General features: G+C 72.1%; 20 protein-coding genes. 11 read left to right on the top strand and 9 right to left on the bottom strand.

Annotated elements, in window-relative coordinates:
- The first annotated feature begins 43 nt into the window (after positions 1 to 43).
- Positions 44 to 1,483 (top strand): GuaB1 family IMP dehydrogenase-related protein, encoded by a 1,440-nt coding sequence (locus tag ACQEUX_RS31575; RefSeq protein WP_433056270.1) that lies wholly within the window; start codon positions 44 to 46, stop codon positions 1,481 to 1,483.
- A 24-nt stretch (positions 1,484 to 1,507) separates the two neighbouring features.
- Here ACQEUX_RS31575 and ACQEUX_RS31570 read toward each other — a convergent pair whose 3' ends face one another.
- Positions 1,508 to 2,068: a TetR/AcrR family transcriptional regulator gene (locus ACQEUX_RS31570; RefSeq protein ID WP_433056268.1), complete on the bottom strand. Its 561-nt coding sequence runs from the start codon at positions 2,066 to 2,068 to the stop codon at positions 1,508 to 1,510.
- 83 nt (positions 2,069 to 2,151) lie between these two features.
- On the opposite strand from ACQEUX_RS31570, the gene ACQEUX_RS31565 reads away from it, so the two are divergent.
- The 4 genes from ACQEUX_RS31565 to ACQEUX_RS31550 are packed head-to-tail and all read left to right on the top strand — an operon-like array spanning position 2,152 to position 6,896.
- Positions 2,152 to 2,598: a DoxX family protein gene (locus ACQEUX_RS31565; RefSeq protein WP_433056266.1), complete on the top strand. Its 447-nt coding sequence runs from the start codon at positions 2,152 to 2,154 to the stop codon at positions 2,596 to 2,598.
- Between the two features lie 25 nt (positions 2,599 to 2,623).
- Positions 2,624 to 3,106 (top strand): MarR family winged helix-turn-helix transcriptional regulator, encoded by a 483-nt coding sequence (locus ACQEUX_RS31560; RefSeq protein ID WP_433056264.1) that lies wholly within the window; start codon positions 2,624 to 2,626, stop codon positions 3,104 to 3,106.
- Positions 3,100 to 4,833: an ABC transporter ATP-binding protein gene (locus tag ACQEUX_RS31555; protein ID WP_433056262.1), complete on the top strand. Its 1,734-nt coding sequence runs from the start codon at positions 3,100 to 3,102 to the stop codon at positions 4,831 to 4,833. The genes ACQEUX_RS31560 and ACQEUX_RS31555 overlap by 7 nt, the downstream gene beginning before the upstream one ends.
- A complete protein-coding gene (locus ACQEUX_RS31550) occupies positions 4,830 to 6,896 on the top strand; it encodes an ABC transporter ATP-binding protein (RefSeq protein WP_433056260.1) in 2,067 nt (688 codons plus the stop codon). The genes ACQEUX_RS31555 and ACQEUX_RS31550 overlap by 4 nt, the downstream gene beginning before the upstream one ends.
- Positions 6,897 to 6,955: 59 nt before the next feature.
- Here ACQEUX_RS31550 and thrS read toward each other — a convergent pair whose 3' ends face one another.
- Positions 6,956 to 8,173, bottom strand: coding sequence for a threonine--tRNA ligase (gene thrS / locus ACQEUX_RS31545; RefSeq protein ID WP_433056258.1), 1,218 nt, complete (start codon positions 8,171 to 8,173; stop codon positions 6,956 to 6,958).
- Positions 8,174 to 8,691: 518 nt separating this feature from the next.
- On the opposite strand from thrS, the gene ACQEUX_RS31540 reads away from it, so the two are divergent.
- A complete protein-coding gene (locus ACQEUX_RS31540; RefSeq protein ID WP_433056256.1) occupies positions 8,692 to 9,312 on the top strand; it encodes a DedA family protein in 621 nt (206 codons plus the stop codon).
- 183 nt (positions 9,313 to 9,495) lie between these two features.
- Positions 9,496 to 10,125: a DUF998 domain-containing protein gene (locus tag ACQEUX_RS31535; protein WP_433056254.1), complete on the top strand. Its 630-nt coding sequence runs from the start codon at positions 9,496 to 9,498 to the stop codon at positions 10,123 to 10,125.
- Here ACQEUX_RS31535 and ACQEUX_RS31530 read toward each other — a convergent pair.
- On the bottom strand, positions 10,103 to 11,506 hold the full coding sequence (locus ACQEUX_RS31530; protein WP_433056252.1) for an NAD(P)H-quinone dehydrogenase: 1,404 nt from the start codon (positions 11,504 to 11,506) through the stop codon (positions 10,103 to 10,105). The two genes, ACQEUX_RS31535 and ACQEUX_RS31530, sit on opposite strands and share 23 nt — an antisense overlap.
- Positions 11,507 to 11,612: 106 nt before the next feature.
- Between ACQEUX_RS31530 and ACQEUX_RS31525 the strand changes: the two genes are divergently transcribed.
- A complete protein-coding gene (locus tag ACQEUX_RS31525) occupies positions 11,613 to 12,068 on the top strand; it encodes a gamma-glutamylcyclotransferase (protein WP_433056250.1) in 456 nt (151 codons plus the stop codon).
- Positions 12,069 to 12,143: 75 nt separating this feature from the next.
- Here the strand turns inward: ACQEUX_RS31525 and ACQEUX_RS31520 are convergent, their stop codons facing one another.
- The 4 genes from ACQEUX_RS31520 to ACQEUX_RS31505 form a co-directional block, all read right to left on the bottom strand.
- Positions 12,144 to 13,103, bottom strand: coding sequence for a GNAT family N-acetyltransferase (locus ACQEUX_RS31520; protein ID WP_433056248.1), 960 nt, complete (start codon positions 13,101 to 13,103; stop codon positions 12,144 to 12,146).
- A gap of 60 nt (positions 13,104 to 13,163) precedes the next feature.
- On the bottom strand, positions 13,164 to 13,898 hold the full coding sequence (locus tag ACQEUX_RS31515) for an SCO6745 family protein (protein WP_433056246.1): 735 nt from the start codon (positions 13,896 to 13,898) through the stop codon (positions 13,164 to 13,166).
- 104 nt (positions 13,899 to 14,002) lie between these two features.
- Positions 14,003 to 14,974: a hypothetical protein gene (locus ACQEUX_RS31510; protein WP_433056244.1), complete on the bottom strand. Its 972-nt coding sequence runs from the start codon at positions 14,972 to 14,974 to the stop codon at positions 14,003 to 14,005.
- A 3-nt stretch (positions 14,975 to 14,977) separates the two neighbouring features.
- Positions 14,978 to 15,610 (bottom strand): MBL fold metallo-hydrolase, encoded by a 633-nt coding sequence (locus ACQEUX_RS31505; protein ID WP_433056242.1) that lies wholly within the window; start codon positions 15,608 to 15,610, stop codon positions 14,978 to 14,980.
- Positions 15,611 to 15,703: 93 nt separating this feature from the next.
- Between ACQEUX_RS31505 and ACQEUX_RS31500 the strand changes: the two genes are divergently transcribed.
- On the top strand, positions 15,704 to 16,666 hold the full coding sequence (locus tag ACQEUX_RS31500) for a DUF4349 domain-containing protein (protein WP_433056240.1): 963 nt from the start codon (positions 15,704 to 15,706) through the stop codon (positions 16,664 to 16,666).
- Here the strand turns inward: ACQEUX_RS31500 and ACQEUX_RS31495 are convergent.
- Positions 16,623 to 17,882, bottom strand: a complete 1,260-nt coding sequence (locus tag ACQEUX_RS31495; protein ID WP_433056238.1) for an amidohydrolase — start codon at positions 17,880 to 17,882, stop codon at positions 16,623 to 16,625. The genes ACQEUX_RS31500 and ACQEUX_RS31495 overlap by 44 nt on opposite strands.
- A 444-nt stretch (positions 17,883 to 18,326) precedes the next feature.
- Positions 18,327 to 19,910, bottom strand: coding sequence for an acyl-CoA mutase large subunit family protein (locus ACQEUX_RS31490; protein WP_433056236.1), 1,584 nt, complete (start codon positions 19,908 to 19,910; stop codon positions 18,327 to 18,329).
- Between the two features lie 206 nt (positions 19,911 to 20,116).
- Between ACQEUX_RS31490 and ACQEUX_RS31485 the strand changes: the two genes are divergently transcribed.
- On the top strand, positions 20,117 to 22,177 hold the full coding sequence (locus tag ACQEUX_RS31485) for a serine/threonine-protein kinase (RefSeq protein ID WP_433056234.1): 2,061 nt from the start codon (positions 20,117 to 20,119) through the stop codon (positions 22,175 to 22,177).
- 48 nt (positions 22,178 to 22,225) lie between these two features.
- Complete coding sequence (locus tag ACQEUX_RS31480; RefSeq protein WP_433056232.1) at positions 22,226 to 23,893, top strand: phospho-sugar mutase; 1,668 nt, start codon at positions 22,226 to 22,228, stop codon at positions 23,891 to 23,893.
- The last annotated feature ends 54 nt before the right edge of the window (positions 23,894 to 23,947 follow it).

Below are 23,947 nucleotides of genomic sequence, written 5' to 3'. Positions count from 1 at the left end.
ACCACGGGCGGCTGGACGGGCCACGAGCGGGAATGATGGCCGGGTGCGGTTCCTTCACGGCGCGGTTCCCGCGCACGACCTGACCTATACCGACGTCTTCATGGCGCCGGCCCGCTCCGACCTGGGTTCCCGGCTCGACGTCGACCTGTCCACCGGCGACGGCACGGGCACCACCATCCCGCTGGTGGTGTCGAACATGACCGCGGTCGCCGGCCGGCGGATGGCGGAGACGGTCGCCCGCCGGGGCGCCATCGCGGTGATCCCGCAGGACATTCCGATCGAGGTGGTGGCGAATGTCGTCGCCTGGGTCAAGCAGCGGCACCTGGTCTACGACACGCCGATCACGCTGGGCCCGACCGAGACCGTGGGCGACGCCATCCACCTGCTGCCCAAGCGCTCCCACGGTGCGGTGATCGTGGTCGACGACGCCGGACGGCCGATGGGCGTGGTCACCGAGGCGGACACCACGGGCGTGGACCGGTTCGCTCAACTGCGTCACGTGATGTCCACCGAACTGCACACCATCCCGGCGGACGCGGATCCGCGCACCGGTTTCGACCTGCTCTCGGCGGGCCGTCGCCGGCTCGCCCCGGTGGTGGACGCCGACGGTCGACTGGTCGGGGTGCTGACTCGACAGGGCGCTCTACGGGCCACCCTCTACACGCCGGCCGTGGACGACCGGGGCCGGCTGCGCATCGCGGCGGCCGTCGGAATCAACGGTGACGTCACCGGCAAGGCCGCCGCGCTGCTGGAGGCCGGGGTGGACACGCTGGTCGTGGACACCGCGCACGGCCACCAGGCGCGGATGATCTCGGCGTTGCAGGCGGTTCGCAAGCTGGACCCGGGCGTCCCGGTGGCGGCCGGCAACGTGGTCACCGCCGAGGGTGTACGCGACCTGGTGGAGGCAGGAGCGGACATCATCAAGGTCGGCGTCGGCCCCGGTGCGATGTGCACCACCCGGATGATGACCGGCGTGGGTCGACCGCAGTTCTCCGCCGTACTCGACTGCGCGACCGCGGCCCGCCAGCTGGGCCGACACGTCTGGGCCGACGGCGGGGTGCGGCACCCACGGGACGTGGCGCTCGCGCTCGCCGCCGGCGCGTCGAACGTGATGATCGGCTCCTGGTTCGCCGGCACCTACGAGTCCCCCGGTGACCTGTACACCGAGCCGGACGGCCGGCGGTACAAGGAGAGCTTCGGGATGGCCTCGGCTCGGGCGGTCAGCGCCCGTACCGCCGACGACAGCCCGTACGACCGGGCCCGCAAGGCGGTGTTCGAGGAGGGCATCTCCTCGGCCCGGATGCACCTGGACCCGGCCCGGCCCGGCGTCGAGGACCTGATCGACGAGATCATCGCCGGGGTACGCAGCGCCTTCACCTACGCCGGCGCGCGGGATCTGACGCAGTTCCACGAGCGGGCGATCGTCGGCGTGCAGAGCGCCGCCGGCTTCACCGAAGGAATGCCCCTCCCCACAAGCTGGTAACCCCCGCGCGCCCAGGAGCGGTGGTTACTCGGCCAGGCGGCTCAGGACTTCGCGGGCCGCCTGACGAGGGTTGTCGCCTACGCGGTCCGGCAGTGCGCCCGCCAGCCAGAGGGTGGCGAAGCCGTGCGCGATCGACCAGGCGGCGAGCGCGTCCCGGTCGGTGTCGCTGGGCGCGTCGCCAGCCGGAAGCGCCGCCACCTGGGAACGGAGGGCCGCGCCGGCGCGCTCCCGTGCGGCGGCCAGCTCGGCGTCGTCGGCCCGGTAGAGCTCGGGCCGGAACATCACCTCGAAGTGCGCACGGTGCCGCACGGCGAAGTCGACGTACGCGACTCCGGCGGCCAGCAGGTCGTCGCCGGCCGAGTGCAGGGTCTGAGCCAGCAGGTCGAAGCCCTGGGCGGCGAGGGCGGTGAGCAGACCCGCCTTGTCGCCGAAGTGGTGCGCGGGCGCGGCGTGCGAGACACCGGCCCGACGGGCCAGGTCGCGCAGGCTCAACGCGGCCGGGCCGACCTCCTCGATCGCGTCGAGCGAGGCCGCGAGCAGGGCGCGACGGAGGTCGCCGTGGTGGTAGGCGCGCGTCTCAGTCATGCCCGGAATCCTATCTTGTCATTGACAAGATGCCATCCTCCGACGCAATCTTGTCACTGGCAAGTTTCCCCGAGGAGGATTCCATGGCACCCCTGATCGCCCTGCTCGTCGGCACCGCGCTTTCCCGGCTCGCCGGCCTGGCCGGCATCGCCGCGCTCGACGGCTGGCAGCCGGCACTGCGGGTCGGGCTGGCCCTGATGTTCACGCTGACCGCCGTCGCGCACTTCGTCGGCCAGCGCCGCGCCGACCTGATCGCGATGGTCCCACCCCGATTGCCCCGGCCGGATCTGCTGGTCACCCTCACCGGCGTGCTGGAGTTGGTTGGCGCGATCGGCCTACTGGTTCCGACGACTGCCCAGGCGGCCGCGGCCGGGCTCGGCCTGCTCATGCTCGCGATGTTCCCGGCCAACATCTCGGCCGCACGGCGGCGACTGACCCTCGCCGGGCGCCCGGTCACTCCGCTCGGGCAGCGCGCCGTCCTGCAAATCGTGTTCGTGGCCACTGCGGCGGTAATTTCGTTTGGGCCCTGACTATCAGGGGACTAATCTGCCTCTCGTGGAACTCGTCACTCTCCAGGACGTGCCGCTGGGCCGGCTGCTGGTGGTGGCCGGGCACCTGGTCGGACAGCGGTGGAATCGCTACCTGGCCGAGGAGCACGGCCTCACCCAGGCCGGCATGGTCACCCTGCTGACGCTCGCCCGCCACGGCGAGCTGCCCCACCGGGAGGTCGCCGAGAAGGGCTTCGTCCGCCCGGCGACCCTGACCGGCATCGTGGACACGCTGGCCCGCGACGGGCTCGTCGAGCGGCAGCGCGACGACAGCGACCGACGCAGCGTGCGGCTCGCCCTCACCCCCGCGGGACGGGAACGGGTGGCCGCGCTGAGCGCACTCATGCACTCCGGACGCCCGCTCACCTCGGTCGACGCCGACCCGGTGAAGGCACAGGTGATCCGGGAGTTCCTGCTCGAGGTCATCGGCAGTGGGGACGACCCACGGATGACCGGACGCCCTACCGAACCGAGGGATCCGGCGTGTTGATCCGACTGTTGCGCAGCCAACTGCGCGCCTACCAACGACCGCTGCTGGCGGTGGTGCTGCTCCAGTTCGTGGGCACCATGGCCTCGCTCTACCTGCCCAGCCTCAACGCCGACATCATCGACCAGGGCGTGGCCCGGGGCGACACCGACTACATCGTCGGAATCGGCGGTTGGATGCTGCTGGTCAGCCTGATCCAGATCGTCTGCTCGATCGCCGCGGTCTACCTGGGCGCGCGGATCGCGATGGGCTTCGGCCGGGACGTCCGGGCCACGCTGTTCGGGCACGTCAACCGCTTCTCCGCCCGCGAGGTGGCCCGGTTCGGGGCGCCGTCGCTGATCACCCGCAACACGAACGACGTGCAGCAGGTGCAGATGCTCGTACTGATGAGCTGCACCATGCTGGTCGCCGCGCCGATCATGAGTGTGGGCGGCGTGGTGATGGCGCTCCGCGAGGATGTCGGGCTCTCCTGGCTGATGCTGGTCAGCGTGCCGGTGCTGGCCATCGCGCTCGGCGCGATCATCCGTCGCATGGTGCCGGGCTTCCGGCTGATGCAGACCCGGATCGACACGGTCAACCGGGTGCTGCGCGAGCAGATCACCGGCATCCGGGTGGTCCGTGCCTTCGTCCGCGAGCCCTACGAGACGGATCGCTTCGCCGTCGCCAACGCCGACCTGACCGCCACCGCGCTGCGTACCGGTCGGCTGCTGGCGTTGATCTTCCCGGTGGTCATGCTGGTGCTGAACGTCTCCAGCGTGGCGGTGCTCTGGTTCGGCGCGCAGCGGGTGGACTCCGGCGCGATCGAGATCGGCGCGCTAACCGCGTTCCTGCAGTACCTGATGCAGATCCTGATGGCCGTCATGATGGCCACCTTCATGCTGATGATGGTGCCCCGCGCCGCGGTCTGCGCCGAGCGGATCGTCGAGGTACTGGACACCGAATCCTCGGTGGTTCCCGCCGCCGAGCCGGTCACCGAACTGCCGGCCCGGGCCGAGTTGGAACTGCGTGGGGTGCGCTTCCAGTACCCGGGCGCGGTCGAGCCGGTGCTGCGCGACATCTCCTTCCGAGCCACCCCGGGCACCACCACGGCGATCATCGGTAGCACCGGCGCCGGCAAGACGACCCTGCTGTCGCTGATTCCCCGCCTGGTCGACGTCACCGATGGGGCGGTGCTGGTCGACGGGGTGGACGTGCGGGAACTGGCACCGGACGAGCTGTGGCGGCGGATCGGCCTGGTGCCGCAGCGGCCGTACCTGTTCACCGGCACGGTCGCCAGCAACCTGCGCTACGGCAATCCGGACGCCACCGACGAGGAACTGTGGGCGGCGTTGGAGATCGCCCAGGCCCGGGACTTCGTGGCCCAGATGCCCGGCGGGCTGGACGCGCCGATCGCGCAGGGCGGCACCACCGTCTCCGGTGGGCAGCGGCAGCGCCTGGCCATCGCCCGAGCCCTGGTCCGGCAGCCGGAGATCTACCTCTTCGACGACTCGTTCTCCGCGCTCGACCTCGGCACCGACGCGCGGCTGCGGGCGGCTCTGCGGCCGGTCACCGCGCAGTCCGCAGTGGTCATCGTGGCCCAACGGGTTTCCACGATCATCGATGCCGACCAGATCATCGTTCTTGAGGACGGAGGGGTCGTCGGAGTGGGACGACACGCGGAGCTGTTGGAGACCTGCCCGACGTACGCCGAGATCGTGGCCTCACAGCAGACGGCGGAGGTGCCGGCATGAGCGAGCCCGACGAGCCGCGCACCCCGGCGGTACCCAGTCAAACCGCACGGCCGCCGGGAGGCGACGCGCAGCAGCCGGGCGGCGACGCGCCGACGCCGAAGCGGCTGCCCGACGGCCAGCGCGGCGGCCCGCGGTGGATGAGCGCCGGGATGCCCGCCGAGCGGTCGATGAACTTCGGGCCGTCGGCCCGACGGTTGCTCGGCCGGCTGCGCACGCACCGACTGCACCTGCTCGCGATCATCGGGTTGGCGGTGGTGAGCGTCGGGTTCAGCGTGGCCGGGCCGAAGATCCTCGGCCATGCCACCGACCTGATCTTCAATGGGGTGATCGGCCGTCGGCTGCCCGCCGGCACCACCGCCGAGCAGGCCGTCGCGGCGGCCCGAGCCAGCGGAAACGACAGCTTCGCCGACATGCTGGCCCGGATGGACGTGGTGCCCGGGGTGGGCGTCGACTTCAGCGCCCTGAGCCGGGTGCTGCTGCTGGCGCTCGGGCTCTACCTCGCGGCGGGCCTGCTGTCCTGGTGGCAGGGTTGGCTGCTCAACGGGGTGGTCCAGCGCACCGTGCTGCGGCTGCGCGCCGAGGTGGAGGAGAAGCTCAACCGGCTGCCGCTGCCCTACTTCGACCGGCAGCCCCGGGGCGAGTTGCTCAGCCGGGTCACCAACGACATCGACAACATCGCCACCAGCCTCCAGCAAACCCTCAGTCAGCTGCTCACCTCGCTGCTGACCGTCGTCGGCGTGCTGGCCGTCATGTTCTGGATCTCGCCGCTGCTGGCGCTGGTGGCCCTGGTCGCGGTGCCACTGTCGGTGCTGGTCACCCAGCGCATCGCCAAGCGTTCGCAGAAGCAGTTCATCGCCCAGTGGACACACACCGGTGAGCTGAACGGTCAGATCGAGGAGGCGTACACCGGCCACGAGCTGGTGAAGGTCTTCGGCCGGCAGCGTGAGGTGGAGGCCGCGTTCACCGCCAAGAACGAGGAGCTGTTCCGGGCCAGCTTCGGGGCACAGTTCATCTCCGGGATCATCATGCCGTCGATGATGTTCATCGGAAACCTGAGCTTCGTGGCCGTCGCCGTGGTCGGCGGGCTGCGGGTCGCCTCCGGGACGATGACCCTCGGCGACGTGCAGGCGTTCATCCAGTACTCCCGGCAGTTCACCCAGCCGCTCACCCAACTCGCCTCGATGGCCAACCTGCTCCAGTCCGGGGTGGCCTCGGCCGAGCGGGTCTTCGCGGTCCTCGACGCCGACGAGCAGAGCCCCGACCCGGTCGAGCCGGCCCGGGTGGTCGACCCGCACGGTCGGGTCGAGTTCGAGCACGTCTCGTTCCGCTACGAGGCGGACAAGCCACTGATCGACGACCTGTCGCTGGTCGCCGAGCCGGGGCACACGGTGGCCATCGTCGGCCCGACCGGCGCTGGCAAGACCACACTGGTCAACCTGGTCATGCGGTTCTACGAACTGGACGCCGGCCGGATCACCCTCGACGGGGTGGACATCACGACCATGCGTCGCGACGACCTGCGTGGCCGGATCGGCATGGTGTTGCAGGACACCTGGCTCTTCGGCGGGACCATCCGGGACAACATCGCCTACGGGCGGCCGGACGCGACCGAGGAGGAGATCCTCGCCGCGGCCCGGGCCACCTTCGTGGACCGGTTCGTCCGCAGCCTGCCCGACGGCTACGACACGGTCATCGACGAGGAGGGCAGCAACGTCAGCGCGGGCGAGAAGCAACTGGTCACCATCGCCCGGGCGTTCCTCGCCGAGCCATCGTTGCTGATCCTGGACGAGGCGACCAGTTCGGTGGACACCCGCACCGAGGTGCTGCTCCAACGGGCGATGGCCGCGCTGCGCTCGGACCGGACCAGCTTCGTCATCGCGCACCGGCTCTCCACCATCCGCGACGCCGACCTGATCCTGATGATGGAGAACGGTCGGATCGTCGAGCAGGGCACCCACGAGCAGTTGCTCGCCACCCAGGGCGCGTACCACCGGCTCTACCGCTCGCAGTTCACCGGTGCCGTGGCCGACGAGGAACCCGCCGCCCAACCCGCGTCGGTCTAGGGCCGACCGTCGTGCGGGCGACACGATCGACGACGGTCCGCCCCACACCGGCGGGCGGGTCAGCCGGTCGGCAGGAGGTCGACCGCGCGGGCGGCGACCTGTCCGCCGATCAGGGCCAGCGCGGCGGCGGCGGGCATCGGGGCCAGGGCGCGGCCCCCGCGCAGGCGCAGCGCGAGATGCCCGTCGACCGCCTCCCGGGCGCCCAACACCCCGAGGTACGGGACGCGGCGACGTGCCGCGTCCCGGATCCGGGAGCCCAGCGAGCCGGCGACGTCGACGTCGACCCGCAGGCCGGCGTCGACGGCCCGCCGGGCCAGCTTCGCCGCCGCGTCGGCCTGCCCGGCGTCCACCGGCAGCAGCACCAGGTGGACGGGCGCGTACCAGGCCGGGAAGGCGCCCTCGTGCACCTCGATGAGGTATGCGAACAGCCGCTCCATACTGCCGAGCAGACTGCGGTGCAGCATGACCGGCCGACGGCGCCTGCCGTCGGAGTCGGTGTACGACAGGTCGAACCGCTCCGGCTTGTCGAAGTCGAGTTGAATGGTGGAGATGGTCGACTCCCGGCCGGCCGCGTCGACGATCTGGATGTCGATCTTCGGGCCGTAGAACGCGGCCTCCCCGGGTGCCTCGACGTACGCCACCCCGGCCAGCGCGGCGCGGAGCAGATCCTCCGCGCGGGCCCACTGCGCGTCGTCGCCGACGTACTTCTCGCCCGGCCCGCGCAGCGACAACCGGAATCCGGCCGGGCGGACGCCGAGTGCCGCGTGCGCGGTCCGAATCAGCCCGAGGATCTCCGCGACCTCCTCACCCACCTGCTCCGGCGCGCAGAAGGTGTGCGCGTCGTTGAGCGAGATGGCGCGTACCCGGGACAGGCCACCGAGCACGCCGGAGCGTTCCGAGCGGTACATCCCGCCCAGCTCCGCGATTCGCAACGGCAACTCGCGGTAGGAGCGGCCCCGGGCCCGGAACACCAACGCGTGGTGCGGGCAGAGCGCCGGCCGGAGCACGAACTCGTCGTCGGCACTCAACCGCATCGGCGGGAACATGTCGTCGGCGAAGTAGCCGAGGTGCCCGGAGAGTTCGAAGAGTTCACGTTTGCCCAGCGGTGGCGAGTAGACGTGCTGGTGGCCGGAGCGGCGCTCCAACTCCCGGACGTACTCCTCGACGGCGTGTCGGGCGGCGGCGCCGGCGGGCAGCCAGATCGGCAGGCCGGCGCCGGCCAGCGGATCGGAGACGAAGAGGTCCAGCTCACGGCCGAGTCGGCGGTGGTCGATCATGTCGGGCTCCTGGATCGGGTACGACCCGGAGGCGACCTGGACACCGAACGCCGCGCGGCCCTCGGGGGCGGATCGCCCCGGGGCCTGGTCGACGGTGGTTACGTCAGAGCGGCGCGCCGGGGACACCCGGCGTCGTGGTCACCACTACCGCACTGCGCATACGGCGACGCTACCCATCGGGCCGTCGAGGACGCACCCGGATTTACGGCGGTGGGAGCGGGGGCGGGCCGCCGGCGCGGGACCCGCCGGCGGCCCGGGCGGCCCGAGTCGTCAGGAACGGGGGACCCGACGGGCGGGGCCGCGCCGACAACGGTACGCCGACGAACGCCGATCCGCCGACCGCCGCGGGACGGCTGGGACGGCGGCCGAACCCGTCACCCGAGAGCGGTTCGCCTCGTTGTACCTGGGTGGCCCCGGTGGTGTCGACGGTCACGACGGGCCGGGGCTGTCCACGGTGACGCCGGACACGCCGTCAGGCTCAAGACACCCAATCGGCCGCATCCGGCGAGGTGGCAGGCGTGCCTGAACTACTGACTGACGTCGCATCGCCGACGTGGGCGTACCTGGTGCTGCTAGTTCTGCTGATCGCGGACGCGTTCGTACCGGTCATTCCCACCCAGATCATCATGATCACCAGTGGTGCGCTCACCGTCTACGGCGGGCTCAGCCTGCCGGTCACCATCGCCGTCGGCGCGCTCGGCGTGTTCGCCGGCGACCTCGCCTGCTACCTGCTCGGGCGGAGCGCACCGGACCGGCGGCCACCCCGGCACGCCGAACTGAGCCGGGCCCGCCGGGTGGCCAGCCGGGTCACCCGGGGGTTGCGCCAACCCGGGCCACTGGTCATCCTGCTCTGCCGGTTCGTCCCCGGCGGCCGGATGGCGGCCTGCTTCTCGGCCGGTCGCAGCCGCTACCCGTACCGGCTGTTCCTGCTCTACGAGGCGGTCGCCGCGCTGGGCTGGGCCACCTACGGCGCGCTGGTCGGGCACCTGGGCGGCACCGCGCTCACCGAGTCGGCGTGGCGGCTGGCCATCATCGCCACCGCCGCGGCGGCCGGCTTCGCCGCGGCCGGATGGGCGATGACCCTGGTCAGCGCCCGCCACACCCGCGCCGCCGTCGGAGCCGACATCCCCATCGACTGAGGTCACCCCCTGCCCCAGCGATCTTGCACTTACTGTCCCCGCAATTGGGGCATGCCGCGCATAAGGGCGACCGAAAGTGCAAGATCGCGGAGGGTGTGCGCGGGCCTCTAGGGGTGGTCCCGGGGAGGGATTTCGGTGGCTGTCCCGGATTCGGCTCGGGTGCTCTCGGCGACAGGCTGAGGCATGCCTGTTACCCGGAGTACCGGTTTGCTGGCCCTGGGCGGGATCGCCCTGGCGGCGCTACTCACCGTGATCGGCCACCTCGAAGTCAACGACGACCTCAACCCGTGGGCGTTAACCATCAGCGACTTCGCGGTCTCCGACCGGGGCGGCGCCATCGACATCGCCATGGTGGTGCTCGCGCTCGCCACCGTGGCCTTGCTGTACGGACTGCGCCGCCCCGGCCCACCCCGACCGCGCTCCGGTCGAACGGCCGAGCTGCTGCTCGGCGCATGGGCGGGTGGGCTGCTGCTGGCCGCCGTGGTGCCGACCAACGAGCCGGGGACCGCCATGACCACCGCCGCCTACCTGCACCGGTACGCCTCGGTGATCGCCTTCCTGGCGTTGCCGGCGGCCGGTTGGTTGCTCGCCCGCCGACCCGACCTGACGCCCGCCGCCCGGACGCTACGCGCCCTGGTCCTGCTGAGCCTGGCCCTGGCGGCAGCGATGATCTGGTCCGCCTACCCCGGCGACCGGATGCTCATCGGTCTGGCCGAACGCCTCCTGATCCTCACCGAGGTAGCGGTCCTGGCCACGATCGCGATGATCCAAACGCGGGGGGTGCGCGGGATTACTCCAGCTCGTGGAGCATGAGCTGGCGGGCCGCCTCGGTGATCGAGCCGGAGAGGCTCGGGTAGATGGTGATGGTCTGGGCCAACTCGTTGACCGTGAGGTTGTTCTCCACCGCCATGGTGATCGGCAGGATCAGCTCGCTGGCCTTCGGGGCGACCACCACACCGCCGATCACCTGACCGCTGGCCGGACGGCAGAACAGCTTCACGAAACCGTCGGAGAGGTCGTCCATCTTGGCCCGGGCGTTGCCGGACAGCGGCAGCATCACCTGCCGGGCCGGCACCTTGCCCGCGTCCACCTCGTCCTGGGAGACACCCACGGTGGCCAACTCCGGGTCGGTGAAGACGTTCGCCGCGACGGTACGCAGCCGCAGCGGGCGGACCGCCTCGCCGAGGGCGTGCCACATCGCGATCCGGCCCTGCATGGCGGCCACACTGGCCAGCAGCAGCACGCCGGTGCAGTCGCCGGCGGCGTAGATGCCGGGCACGTTGGTCCGGGAGACCCGGTCGACTGTCACGTAACCGCCCCGACCCAGCTCCACGCCGTACTCGGCCAGGCCCAGGTTGGCCGTGTTCGGAACCGACCCGACCGTGATCAGCGCGTGCGAGCCGGTCACCTTGCGGCCGTCGGAGAGCTCCACCTCGACACCATCGGCGGTACGCCGGACCGCGTCGGCCCGGGAGTTGTTGAGGATTTCCATGCCCCGGTTGCGGAACACCCGCTCGATCGCGGACGCGGCGTCGGCGTCCTCGTGCGGCATCACCCGGTCCCGACTGGAGACCAGGGTGACCTCGACCCCCATCGCCAGGTACGCGCTGGCGAACTCCGCGCCGGTCACACCGGAGCCGACCACGATCAGATGCTCGGGCAGCTCCGGCAGGTCGTACACCTGGCGCCAGGTCAGGATGCGCTCACCGTCCGGTACGGCGGTGGGTAGCTGGCGGGGTGTCGAGCCGGTGGCCACCAGCACGGTGGACGCGGCGATGGAGTATTCCTCGCCGCCGTCGGCGGGGGTGACGATGACCCGGTGGGTGTGCCCGAGGGTGTCCTCGCCGAGCCGGGCCGTGCCGGCCACGAAGGTGACCCCCGCCTTGAGCAGCTTGGCGTGGATGTCGGCGGACTGCGCCAGCGCCAGACGCTTGACCCGCTCGTGCACCGCCCGCGCGTCGACGGTGACCGCCTCCAGGCCGTCCGAGTGCACCCCGAACTCCTCGGTGTCGCGGTACCCGGTGACCACCTCGGAGCTGGCGATGAAGGTCTTCGACGGTACGCAGTCGGAGAGCACGCAGGCCCCACCCGCACCGTCGGCCTCCACCACGGTGACATCGGCGTCCAGCTGGGCGGCGACCAGCGCCGCCTCGTACCCGGCCGGCCCCCCACCGATGATCACGATCCGGCTCACAGCGTTCGCCCTTCGTCCATGCTCACAGTGACTTTCTTCTCCCGAGCGCATTCGACACGCACTGTCGTATTCTCCCCCACCCGTCCGCCGGGCTATCGTCATCGCCGTGCGTCATCACGCCGCCTACGGCTCAAATCTCGACCCCGCCCGGATGCGCGCCTACTGTCCGCATTCGCCGATGGTGGGCACCGGCTGGCTGGAGGGCTGGCGGCTGACCTTCGCCGGGGCGGACGTGATCGGCTGGGAGGGCGCGGTGAGCACCCTGGTCGAGTCCCCCGGTGACCGGGTCTTCGTGGCGCTCTACGACATCCACCCCTACGACGCGGAACAGCTCGACGAGATCGAGGGGGCGACCGCCGGCACGTACCGCAAGCTGCACGTCCGGGTCTCCACCCTCGACGGCGACGTGACCGCGTGGATCTACGTCTTCAACGGGTACGAGGGTGGCCTGCCGACCTCGTGGTATCTCTCCGAGATCGCCAACGCCGCCGAGAAGGCGGGCGCGCCGGACGACTACGTCACCGAGCTGCGGTCCCGCCCCACCGGCACCGCGTCGGCGTAGCAGCGCGTATCGCACGTCACCAGTCTGCTACCGCTGCCGGCGGGTTCGCCCGGCGGGCCCGACCGGGGTCGTCAATCACACACCGGCGGCCGGGACGATCAGCTCGTACATGTCGGTCCACCGGGTCTCCCGTAGACCCACGGACCGGTAGAGCGACAGCGGGGCCGTCGGGTTGGTGAGGTCGACGCCCAGGCCGGCCGTGAGCCGCCCCTTCTCGGCGTAGCGGGCGAAGGCGCGGCGCAGCAGCGCCGCACCAACACCCCGCCGGCGGTACGCGGACAGCACCCCCAGGTTCTTCACGAAGCCCTCCTGCTGGTCGAGCGCCTGATCCGAGGACTGCAACGCGCCAGCCGGCACCCCGTCCACCTCGGCGACGAACCACTCGTCCCAGGCGGTCAGCTCACCGATCCGGGCTCGCCACCGCTCGTACGACAGCGGCTCGTGGTCCGGGGTGTCGGCGAAGGCGACATCGTGGATCCGGTGGAACTCCCGCAGGTCGGCCTCGTCGTCCGGGCGGACCGGCCGCACGGTCACGCCGGGCGGCCCAGCGGGCTCGTCGGGCAGGTCGGCCAGCGGGCGGCTCATCCGGACGTACCGCTTGGCCAGGGTGAACCCGGCCGCCCGCAGGGCGCGGTCCCAGTCGCGTTCCGGCGCGAAGACCGCGCAGCGGACGGTGAGCGCCGGCAGGCCCCGCTCGGCGGCGCGCTCGGCGACCCGGTCCAGCTGCCGGGCCAACAGTGGCGCCCGGACGGCGGCAGCGCGTTCCGGGTCGACGTAGACCTCGACGAACTCCCGACCCACACCGGTCGGGTTGTCCAGCGTCGCCCAGCCGACCACGGTGTCTTCCGGGTCGAGCGCCAGCCAGGAGTCCCGGGTCGGGTCGAAGTAGGGGGCGCTCAGCGACGCCGCGACGTCCTCAGCGTCGAAGTCGGGGTGGCCGATGGCGAAGGTGTCGGCGGCGTGCACCACCGCGAGGATCGCCGGCACGTCGTCGGGCGTGGGCCTGCGCGTTGTCCAACCAGCGGGAAGGGTCACGGCAGAAGATCCTGGCAGCCGACCGCCCGCGGTGCCGCCCATTTTCGTCGGCCGCGAGGCTCAGGCGAGGTCAGCTCGGGTGCGGTGCAGCAACTCCACCAGCTCCGCGCCGCCGTCAGGGCCGAGGGCCGTGAACGCGGGCGCGGCGAGGCGGTTGGTCACCGCCTCCGCCCAGAGTCGCCGCCGCACCAGCGGCCCGATCGGCGGGTACGGAGGTGGCCAGCCGCAGGCCACCGCCCCGGCCTCCCCCTCCGGCCCGGCCAGCACGGCCTCCAGCGGGGTCATCCCGGCGGCGCGTACCGCCAGCAGATACGCGCCGGTGAAGTGCTCGCGGAGCAGTCGCAGCCCGGCGGCGCTCCGGGCCCCCGGGGAGAGGTCCGGCAGCGGCATGGCCCGCCACGCGGCGAAGAGCGGCATCCCACTGGCGTCCGCCGCCACCACCGCCCGCTCGACGAGTGCCGCCAGGCGCTCGGTGGTGGGCAGGGGGTCGAGCCTCTGCGACCCCCATCGACAGCACTCGGCGAGGCTCGCGGCGGCCACCTCGAACGGCGGGACGATCCGGGCTGCGGCGTCCCAACCGTCGGCGACCGCGTCCGGGGCGATGAACCCGACGGCGGCGGCGGCCGTCTCGGCCCGCACGTCGCCGAGCGCGCCGGCCCGACCACTGATGTAGAAGGCCCAGCCGGAGATGCCGAGCAGCCGGGCCCGGCGCAACGTGGTCGGGTCCCGGCTGAACGCGTCGCCCAGGTCGAGCACGACGGGCTTGCTGGCGGCGGCGACCTGCTCCGGAGTCATTCGAGCGCCACCCCCGGGCAACCCGAGCCGTCGACCACGACGACGCCCCGACCCGGGGTCACCCGCCGTGGACGGCCCGCACACTCGTTGTCGTCCATCGATGGTCAGTCTGCCGCGCCACCGCCCGCGTCCGCATCCCCCTCTTCGGCCGCCAGCGCCTCGACCTCGCCCGCGCGCCGCCGAGCCACGGTGACCGCTCGCTCGGCGGCACGCCGAGCGAGCTTGGCCCGACTGAGATCCTGCTCGGCGACCGCTCGCCGCCGCTCCAGCTCGGCCAGCTCAGCCTCGATCCCGTCGAGCACGGCGGCCCCGTCGCGCTCCTGCCCGGCCGCCTCGGTCAGCTCGGCCTCGGCGCGTTCCTGGTCGGCCTGCGCCTTGGCCAACTCCCGGTCCAGGGCGCGGCGCTGCCGGGCCCGCTCGGCACGGGCCGCTCGCTGCGCAGCCCGCTCGGCCTGCTCGGCGCGCTGCGCCGCACGGTCCGTGCGGGGTGCCGCCTCGGGACGCCCCCGCTGGGCACCGGGTCGACGGGCCGGACGTTCCTCCTCCGCCTCCTCGTCGTCGCCGGTGACGAGCCGCAGCTGTGGCCGTGGTACCTCACCGAAGCCGGCGTAGCTGGCTGCCCGGAGCAGGCGGCCGGCCCGGACCTGCTCGGCGACCTCGACGTCGGAGAACGCCGCGTTCAGGGTCGCCTCCACCTCGGCCAGTGGCAGCCGACCGGCCGGCGGGGCGTCCGGCTCCGCCGCGGCGAGCTTGCGGACCTCGGCGACCAGTGCGCCGACCACCGCCCGGCGCTGCGCGGACAGCTCCCGCAGCCGGGGCCCGCGCAACTCCCGCTGGGCGGCCCGCAACGCGTCAGCGAGCTGAACCAGGTCGGCGACCAGCTCGGGACGGCGGATGGCGAGCAGGTTCACCAGCCAGGCGGCCACCGTCGGGCGACGCAACCGGGCCAGCTGTCGGGCGGTGGTCGGGTCGCCGGCCCGGCGCGCCTCGGCCACGGCGGCGTCCCGGGCGGCCACGAACCGGTCCGGTGGGGTGCGGTAGAGCTGCTGTACCAGCTCCGCTGAGGGGCCGGGCATGGTTCAGACGTCCACCCGGGTACCGGGCTCCAGCCGCTGGTATTCGGTGCCGGACAACGCGGTGTACTGCCGGTCGAGCACGGCGAACCCGTTGTCGTTGAGCAGGGCGTCGTGCAGGGCGTACGCGCGCCGCGGTGCGACCGCCCGGATGAAGTCGAGCACCTCGGAGAACTTCGACCAGGGTGCGTGGATCGGCGCGAAGAGCGTGTCGACGGGTGTCTCCTCGGGCACCACCAGGGCGTCACCGGGGTGGTAGACCACGTCGTTGATCAGGTACCCGAGGTTGTCCACCACCGGGATGTCCGGGTGGATGACCGCGTGTCGCCCTCCGTAGGCGCGGACGGCGACCCCGGCGGCGGTGAACGACTCACCGGCGGTGACCGGGCGCAGCGCCTCGGCCGCGTCGCCCAGGGCACTGGCGAGCGACGCCGGCCCGTGGATCGGGAACGGCTGCCGGTCGAGTTGCAGGCGCACCGCCGCCAGGTCGAGGTGGTCGGGGTGTTCGTGGGTGATCAGCACCGCGTCCGCGCCGTCCAACGCGACCGCCGGGTCGCTGAACATCCCGGGGTCGACGACGAGCACTCCCCCGTCGTGTTCCACCCGGAGGCAGGAGTGGGCGTACTTGGTGAGCCGCATCGTGACTCCTCGATTATCGAATCGTGACGTCCTGAGCGCAGTCTGCCGGAACCGGCCGACGCGTGCGCCGCGTCCGAGCTATCGCCATACGGGATGACGACGATGGGAGCGGGGATGGACGGACAGGTGGGACGACGCCGCGGCGCGCTGTTGGCGGCGACGACACTGGCAGCGGCGTTGGCGGTGACGGGATGCGGTGCCGACGACAGCGGGGCGCGGGACACCGCGGGCTCGGCGGCCGAGGCGCCGGCGGCCAACGGCGGCGAGGCGGGCAAGGACGCCGCTGCGGGCGCACCGGAGGCGGCCGGCGCGGGTGCACCGGACCTGCGGGTCGACCAGCGGGCGATCATCTACACCGGAACGATGCGGGTGCAGGTGGACGATGTGGACGTGGCCGCTCGCGAGGCCACCGCCGTGGCTACCCGGGCCGGTGGTTTCGTCGGGGGTGACCAGCGACGCAGCGCCGACGCCGACGCGGTGGCGGAGTTGCAGCTGCGGGTGCCGGCGGCGGCGTTCACCGGCGTGGTGGAGGATCTCGCGAAGCTCGGCCGACAGCAGAGCCGGGAGATCGACACCCAGGACGTCACCGAGGAGACCGTCGACCTCGACGCCCGGATCACCAGTCAGCGCGCCCGGGTGGACAGCGCTCGCCGCCTGCTCGCCCGCGCCACCTCGATCACCGATCTGGTGTCGCTGGAGAACGAGTTGGGTCGCCGGGAGGCCGACCTGGCGTCGCTGGAGGCCAAGAAGCGACGCCTGGCCGACCTGACCGCCCTCTCCACGATCACCGTGTCGCTGGCCGGGCCGGCGGCGAAGGCCACCGAGGAGAAGGCAGAGACCGGTTTCCTGGTCGGGCTCAAGGGCGGCTGGAAGGCGTTCGTCGCCTCGTTGACCGTCCTGCTCACGGTGCTGGGCGCGTTGCTGCCGTGGCTGGTGGCGCTCGGCGTACCGGTGGCGGTGCTGCTGGTGGTGCTGCGTCGACGGCGGAAGTCCCCGGCTCTGGTCGCTCCGGTCAGCGCACCGCCGCCAGTGCCCGCAGCGCGGTCTGCACCATGACGCGTACGCCGGTCGGGATGGCCCGCTCGTCCACGTCGAAGCTTGCCCGGTGCAGGTCGACGTTGGGGCCGGAGCGACCCACGCCGAGTCGGGCGAGGGCGCCGGGGACGTACTCCAGGTACCAGGAGAAGTCCTCGCCGCCCATGCTCTGCGGTGTCTCGGCGATCCCCTCCGGGCCGAGCGCGGCGGCGGTGGCGGCGGTCAGCACCTGGATGGCTCGCGAGTCGTTGCACACCGGCGGCCGGCCGCGCAGGTATTCCAGGTCGACCGTGGCGCCGGTCGGGGCGATCACATCCCGGACCACCTGAGCGACGATCTTGGGAGCCTGCTCCCAGGTGTCGCGGTCCATCACCCGCAGGGTGCCGGAGGCGCACGCCTCCGAGGGGATGACGTTGTAGCGGGTGCCGGCCGAGGCGTGGCCGAAGACCAGCAGCAGGCCGCTGTTGGCCGGCACCCGGCGGTTGACCAGGGCTGGCACCTCGGTGATCAGCCGGCCGAGTGCGTCGACGAGGTCGACGGTCAGGTGCGGGCGGGCGGTGTGCCCGCCCGGGCCCGAGAGCCGGACGGTGACGTTGTCGGCGGCGGCGGTGATCGGGCCGACCCGCAGGCCGACCTGGCCCACCGGCAGGTTCGGGTCGCAGTGCAGCGCGAAGATCTGCACCACGTCGTCCAGCCCGCCGGCCTCGATGACCTCGAGCGAGCCGCAGGGCAGGATCTCCTCGGCCGGCTGGAAGATGAGCCGGACCCGCCCGTCCAGCTCGCCGAGATCGGCGAGCTGGGCCAGCAGCATGCCGACGCCCAGCAGGATCGAGGTGTGCACGTCGTGCCCGCAGGCGTGGCAGACGCCCTCCACGGTCGACCGATAGGGCACGTCCTTGGGGTCGTCGAGCGGCAGGGCGTCGATGTCGGCGCGCAGCGCGACGATCGGGCCGTCCGGCCTTCCGTTGACGTCGCAGATCACGCCGTTGCCCTTGGGCAGCAGGCGCGGGCTCAGCCCGGCCAACGAGAGCTCCCGGGCGATCAGTGCGGCCGTCTCGAACTCCGTGCCGGAAAGCTCGGGGTGCGAGTGGAGGTGACGGCGCGTGGCGATCAGCCCGGGTACCCGGAGCGCGAGCAGGTGGTCCAGGTCGCGGGGCAGGGGCTGGGATCCGGGCGGCGGCTCCGGCCAGGACGACGCCAGCTGGCTGCCGGTGGGCAGCGTCAACGCACTCGTCACGTCGAAATCTCGATCACTAGAGATGGATGGATCATCGGGAACAGCAGACAGCCTAGACCTCCGGCGGTGACGCTGCGCAACCTCGTTACGGTGATAATCAGAGCGCGCAGAGTCACGTATGCCCTGTTGAGGGCGCTCTGGGAGGTGTGAGACAGCAGGTAGATCGCGGTCGAAGGCCGTCATCTGCCCCTCACCTCCTACAACGCGTAACCGATCCCGGCGGTCACGAATCCCGGCGCCGACCATCGGTGCCTATTGCGAATTGTCGCATTAGTCGGGGTGATGAACTGACACTCCGACAATTAGCCGACCACGCTCCGCAACGAGCCGAAAGGACGCTCACACACGCTCGGCCGCCGGGACCGCACAGGCTGTGCGTCACCACCGACCCGGGCGGGGTACCCGCAAACCCGGATCACCACACCGCGTGCCCGTCGGGACGGGTCAGAAGCGATCGGTGGGCCGGTACATCCCCCACACCTCGCGCAGCGTCCCGCAGACCTCACCCACGGTCGCCCGGGCTCGCAGCGCCTCCTTCATCGGGTACAGCACGTTGTCCGTGCCGTCGGCGGCCGTCCGCAGGTCGGCGAGTGCCCGCGCCACCGCGTCGGCGTCCCGCTCGGAGCGCAGCCGCGCCAGCCGGTCGGCCTGGGCCGCCTCGATCGTCGGGTCGACCCGCAGCGGCTCGTACGGCTCCTCCTCGTCCACGGTGAACCGGTTGAGCCCGACCACCACCCGCTCCGCGGAGTCGATCTCCAGGGCGGTCCGGTACGCGGACTGCTCGATCTCCCGCTTCTGGAACCCGGCCTCGATCGCGTCCACCGCCGAGCCGTGGTCGGCCACCCGCTCCATCAACTCCACAGCGGCGGCCTCGATCTCGGCGGTCATCGCCTCCACCACGTAGGAGCCGGCGAACGGGTCCACCGTGGCGGTCAGGTCCGTCTCGTACGCGATCACCTGCTGCGTACGCAGCGCGAGCCGGGCGGCCTTCTCGGTGGGCAGCGCGATCGCCTCGTCGAAGCTGTTGGTGTGCAGCGACTGGGTGCCGCCGAGCACCGCACCGAGCGCCTGCACGGCCACCCGGACCAGGTTGACCTCCGGCTGCTGGGCGGTGAGCTGCACGCCGGCGGTCTGGGTGTGGAAACGCAGCATCATCGACTTCGGATCCTTGGCGCCGAACTCGTCGCGCATCAGCCGAGCCCAGATCCGCCGGGCGGCGCGGAACTTCGCCACCTCCTCCAGCAGCGTGGTGCGGGCCACGAAGAAGAACGACAGCCGGGGCGCGAAGTCGTCCACGGCGAGCCCGGCGGCCAGCGCCGCCCGGACGTACTCCACGCCGTTGGCCAGGGTGAACGCGATCTCCTGCGCGGGCGTCGCGCCGGCCTCGGCCATGTGGTAGCCGGAGATGGAGATCGTGTTCCACTTCGGCACCTCCTTGCGGCAGTACGCGAACGTGTCAGCCACCAGGCGCAGCGAGGGCTTCGGCGGGAAGATGTACGTCCCCCGGGCGATGTACTCCTTGAGGATGTCGTTCTGGATCGTGCCGCTGAGCGCCGAGCCGGGCACCCCGTTCTCCTCGGCGACGAGCTGGTAGAGCAACAGCAGCACCGAGCCAGGCGCGTTGATGGTCATCGAGGTGGACACCTTGTCCAGCGGAATGTCGGCGAAGAGCAGCCGCATGTCCTCGATGGAGTCGATGGCGACGCCCACCTTGCCGACCTCGCCGTGCGCGATCGGCTCGTCGGAGTCGTAGCCCATCTGGGTCGGCAGGTCGAAGGCGACCGAGAGGCCCATCGTGCCGGCCCGCAACAGCTGGTGGTACCGCGCGTTGGACTCGGTGGCGGTGCCGAAGCCGGCGTACTGGCGCATGGTCCACGGTCGGGAGGTGTACATCGTGGGGTAGACCCCCCGGGTGTACGGGAACTCGCCGGGGCCACCCAGCCGGGCGTCCAGGTCCTCCGGAAGGTCGGCCGCCGTGTAGATGCCGTTGATCGGGAAACCGGATTCGCTTGACCGCCGTTCGCTCATCCCCGGATGGTAGGACGCCCGGTCATGCCGCCGGGTGAGGGATACCGCACAGTGCGTCCCGACCGGTCGACAAGAGGTGAACACCAGAGCACGTTCTGTCGACTTCGATAAACGTCCGTCGCGTCGGCTTTCGCATCGGGCGTCGGAACCAGCAAGATAGGGGGGTTGTGTCCCAGCCCCCCTCGATTTCCCCCGGTGGCTTTTCTGTGACTCAGATCCCGACGTGGAGCGGCGGACCAGTTAGTCCCGCCAACGGACGAGCGGCGCCCGGCACCACCATTGGTGGCCGGTACTCGCTGCGGTCCTCGGTGGGCAACGGCGGCATGGGCACGGTGTGGCGCGCCACAGACACCCTGCTGCGCCGCGATGTGGCGGTGAAGGAGGTCGTCCTGCCGCCGGGGCTGGCCCCCAGCGACCGTGACGCGATGTACGAACGCACCCTGCGCGAGGCCCGTGCCGCCGCCGCCATCCAGCACCCCGCCGTCGTGCAGGTGTACGACGTGGTCACCGAGGCTGGCCGGCCGTGGATCGTGATGGAGCTGCTGGACGCCCGCAGCCTCGCCGACATGGTGATCGAGGACGGGCCGGTCGCGCCGCGCGCCGTCGCCAAGATCGGCATCGCGCTGCTCGGCGCGTTGGAGGTCGCGCACGCGATCGGCGTGCTGCACCGCGACGTCAAGCCCGCCAACGTGCTGATCTGCACCGACGGGCGCTGTGTGCTGACCGACTTCGGGGTCGCCCGGATGCCCACCGACGTGCAGCTCACCACCCCCGGCATGGTGCTCGGCTCGCCGCACTTCATCTCGCCCGAGCGAGCCATGGGCCAGGAGTTCGGCCCGCCGAGCGACCTCTTCTCGCTGGGCGTGACGCTCTACACCGCGGTCGAGGGGCGGCCCCCGTTCGACAAGGGCGACCCGATCGAGACCATGCACGCCGTGGTCGAGGACCCACCCGCCCCACCGCAGCGCAGTGGTCCGCTGACCCGCGTGCTGATGGGTCTGCTGGAGAAGGACCCGGCGCGCCGGCTGGACGTGCACACCTCGCGGGCCATGCTGCGCGAGCTGCTCGCCGGCCCGCTCGGCAGCACGGCGACCGCCGTGCACTCGGTCACCGACCCGTACGCCGTGGTGCCGGTGCAGCAGCGCCCCGCGCCGGTCCACACGCCGGCCCAGCCGGAGCCGAAACCGGACAACCAGATCGGCGGCCGGGCGATGCTGGCCCCGGGTGAGTCCCTGACCGACCGGCTCGCCGCGCTGCGTCGGGGCGAACGCCCGCAGCCGGATGGCACGGCCGGCGCCACCGGGCTCGACGAGACCAGCGCCGACGCGTTGGCCGGCCCGCTGCACACGCCCACCGGCGCGATGCCCCCACCCGGCCGACCGGCCGACGGGCGCACCTACGGCGGCAACGCGGACGCCACCCAGCGGGTGGACGCCGGCGGGCACCCGGACGCCACCCAGCGGGTCAGCTACGGCAGTCCGGCCGATGCCACCCAGCAGGTCGGCTACGGCGGCGCACCGGAGGCCACCCAGCGCATCGGCGGCACCTACGGCGGAGGCAACCAGTGGTCGGTGCCGGGCACCGGCCAGCCCTGGGCCGCCTCGCCCGCTGCCTCGGGCGGCGGCGCTCTGGGCAAGGTCCGTGCCACCGGAGGCCAGCTCGTCAGCACGGTCAAGGGCTGGCCGCGCAAGGTGCAGCTCGCCGCTGCCGGTGGGTTGGCCGTCGTGCTGCTGCTCACCGTGATAGCACTGTCCGGCGGCGACGACCCCCCGCCGAGCACCCCGGTGGCGCAGCCCACCCCGTCCGCCCCGGCGGCTCCCGCGGTCGACATGCAGGAGCACACGGCCCGCGGGATCCAGGTCATGGTGCCGAAGGGCTGGAAGAAGACCACCGGGGGCTCGTACACCGACTACATCGACCCGGCGGACAGCGGCCGCAAGGTCCGCATCATCACCGAGAAGTGGTCCAGCAGCTCCGCCCGGTGGGCGGAGACCGCCGAGAACGGCCTCAAGACCAAGAGCACCTCCTGCGTCAAGCCGTACAACCAGATCTCCGCCACCGAGACCGAGCTGGCCAACAAGCCGGCCGCCGAATTCGAGTACACCTGCGGCGAGGGCGACGCCATGCGGCACGGCGTCTGGCGGGGCGTGGCGCAGGGCGGCAAGGCCTACTCGTTCTACCTCACCTCCACCGACGCCAAGTTCGCCGAGAGCAAGCCGATCTTCGACGAGATGGTGCGGACGTTCCAGCTCACCGGGGACGGCTGAGCCGGAGGGAACCGACAGCGGTGATCCGTCGCCGTGCTATCAAGGGGCATGGCGGCGGACACCACTGACATCGACGACATTCGCAAGCAAGCCCGGCGCTGGCTGGCCGACGACCCCGACCCGGCCAGCCGGGACGAGCTGACAGCGGTGCTCGACCGGCTGCCGGCAAGCGCGCCGGAGCTGGCCGACCGGTTCGCCGGCCCGCTGACCTTCGGCACCGCGGGCCTGCGCGGCCCGCTGCGCGCCGGTCCGAACGGAATGAACCTCGCCGTGGTCACCCAGGCCGCGGCCGGCCTGATCGGTTGGCTCGCGGCCCAGGGTGGCACCGGTCCCCTGGTGATCGGGTACGACGCTCGGCACGGCTCCCGGCAGTTCGCCGAACGCACCGCCCAGGTGGCCACCGGGGCTGGCCGGCCGGCGCTGCTGCTGCCCCGCCCGCTGCCCACCCCGGTGCTGGCGTACGCGGTGCGCCACCTCGGGGCGGTCGCCGGGGTGATGGTCACGGCCAGCCACAACCCGCCACAGGACAACGGCTACAAGGTCTACCTCGGCGCGGAGCTGGGCGGTGAACTGGGCGCGGGGGCGCAGATCGTTCCGCCGGCCGACGCCGGTATCGAGGCGGCCATCCGATCGGTCGGTCCACTGGCCCAGGTGCCGCTGGGCCAACCCGGGCAGGTGCTCGGTGACGACCTGGTCGCCTCGTACGTCGACCAGGCCACCGCGGTGATCGACCCGAACGGGCCACGGGACCTGACGGTGGCGTACACGCCGCTGCACGGGGTGGGCGCGGCGGTGCTCACCGCCGCCTTCGCCCGAGCTGGTTTCCCGGTCCCCGGTGTGGTGCCCGACCAGGCTGAGCCGGACCCGGCTTTTCCCACCGTGTCGTTTCCCAACCCGGAGGAGCCGGGGGCGGTGGACCGGCTGATCGCCCTGGCCGACTCCACCGGCGCCGACCTCGCCATCGCCAACGACCCGGACGCGGACCGGTGCGCCGTGGTGGTCCGCGAGGACCGCGACGGCTGGCGGATGCTGCGCGGCGACGAGGTGGGCGTGCTGCTCGCCGACCACCTGATGCGTCGCGGGGTGACCGGGCTCTACGCCACCACCATCGTGTCGTCGTCGCTGCTACGGGCGATGTGCGCGGCCCGGGGCCTGCCCTACGACGAGACGCTGACCGGCTTCAAGTGGATCGTCCGAGCCGGCGGCGGGAGTGCGCCCCTGGTCTTCGGCTACGAGGAGGCGCTCGGCTACTGCGTCGCCCCGGAACACGTCCGGGACAAGGACGGCATCACCGCCGCGCTGACCGTGGCCGAGTTGGCCGCCGGGCTCAAGACGCAGGGCCGCACGTTGACCGACCGGCTGGACGAGTTGGCCGCCGAGTTCGGCGTGCACCACACCGACCAGCTCTCCGTCCGGGTGGACGACCTGCGGGTGATCACCGACGCCATGGCCCGCATCCGGGCGGCCACCCCGGCCACCCTGCTCGGACAGCCGGTAGACAGCGTCCGGGACCTGCTGCCCGAGGCGGACGTGGTGATCCTGCGTACCGCTGTGGCCCGGGTGGTGATCCGCCCCTCCGGGACCGAGCCGAAGCTCAAGGCGTACCTCGAGGTGGTGCAGCCGGTCGTGGACGGTGACGTCCCGACGGCCCGCAGCCGGGCGGCGCAGGCGGTCGCCGCCCTGCGCGGGGAGGTCGCCGCAGCTCTGGGGCTCTGATCGGCGGGCTGCGCCGGGCCAACCACCGGGAACCCGGCCGCCTGCCCCTCGGTG

It is taken from the genome of Micromonospora sp. CA-259024 (assembly GCF_050936255.1).
GTDB lineage: Bacteria > Actinomycetota > Actinomycetes > Mycobacteriales > Micromonosporaceae > Micromonospora.
Note: the sequence above shows the minus strand (reverse complement) of the source record. Positions and strands in the feature narration are given on the sequence as shown.

What these genes read in the sequence shown, in the direction of transcription:
- ACQEUX_RS31570 (WP_433056268.1), bottom strand. Translation starts at nt 2,068, where the DNA reads ATGACTGAGACGCGCGCCTACCACCACGGCGACCTCCGTCGCGCCCTG.
- ACQEUX_RS31565 (WP_433056266.1), top strand. Translation starts at nt 2,152, where the DNA reads ATGGCACCCCTGATCGCCCTGCTCGTCGGCACCGCGCTTTCCCGGCTC.
- ACQEUX_RS31550 (WP_433056260.1), top strand. Translation starts at nt 4,830, where the DNA reads ATGAGCGAGCCCGACGAGCCGCGCACCCCGGCGGTACCCAGTCAAACC.
- thrS (WP_433056258.1), bottom strand. Translation starts at nt 8,173, where the DNA reads ATGATCGACCACCGCCGACTCGGCCGTGAGCTGGACCTCTTCGTCTCC.
- ACQEUX_RS31535 (WP_433056254.1), top strand. Translation starts at nt 9,496, where the DNA reads ATGCCTGTTACCCGGAGTACCGGTTTGCTGGCCCTGGGCGGGATCGCC.
- ACQEUX_RS31515 (WP_433056246.1), bottom strand. Translation starts at nt 13,898, where the DNA reads ATGACTCCGGAGCAGGTCGCCGCCGCCAGCAAGCCCGTCGTGCTCGAC.
- ACQEUX_RS31510 (WP_433056244.1), bottom strand. Translation starts at nt 14,974, where the DNA reads ATGCCCGGCCCCTCAGCGGAGCTGGTACAGCAGCTCTACCGCACCCCA.
- ACQEUX_RS31505 (WP_433056242.1), bottom strand. Translation starts at nt 15,610, where the DNA reads ATGCGGCTCACCAAGTACGCCCACTCCTGCCTCCGGGTGGAACACGAC.
- ACQEUX_RS31500 (WP_433056240.1), top strand. Translation starts at nt 15,704, where the DNA reads ATGACGACGATGGGAGCGGGGATGGACGGACAGGTGGGACGACGCCGC.
- ACQEUX_RS31490 (WP_433056236.1), bottom strand. Translation starts at nt 19,910, where the DNA reads ATGAGCGAACGGCGGTCAAGCGAATCCGGTTTCCCGATCAACGGCATC.
- ACQEUX_RS31480 (WP_433056232.1), top strand. Translation starts at nt 22,226, where the DNA reads ATGGCGGCGGACACCACTGACATCGACGACATTCGCAAGCAAGCCCGG.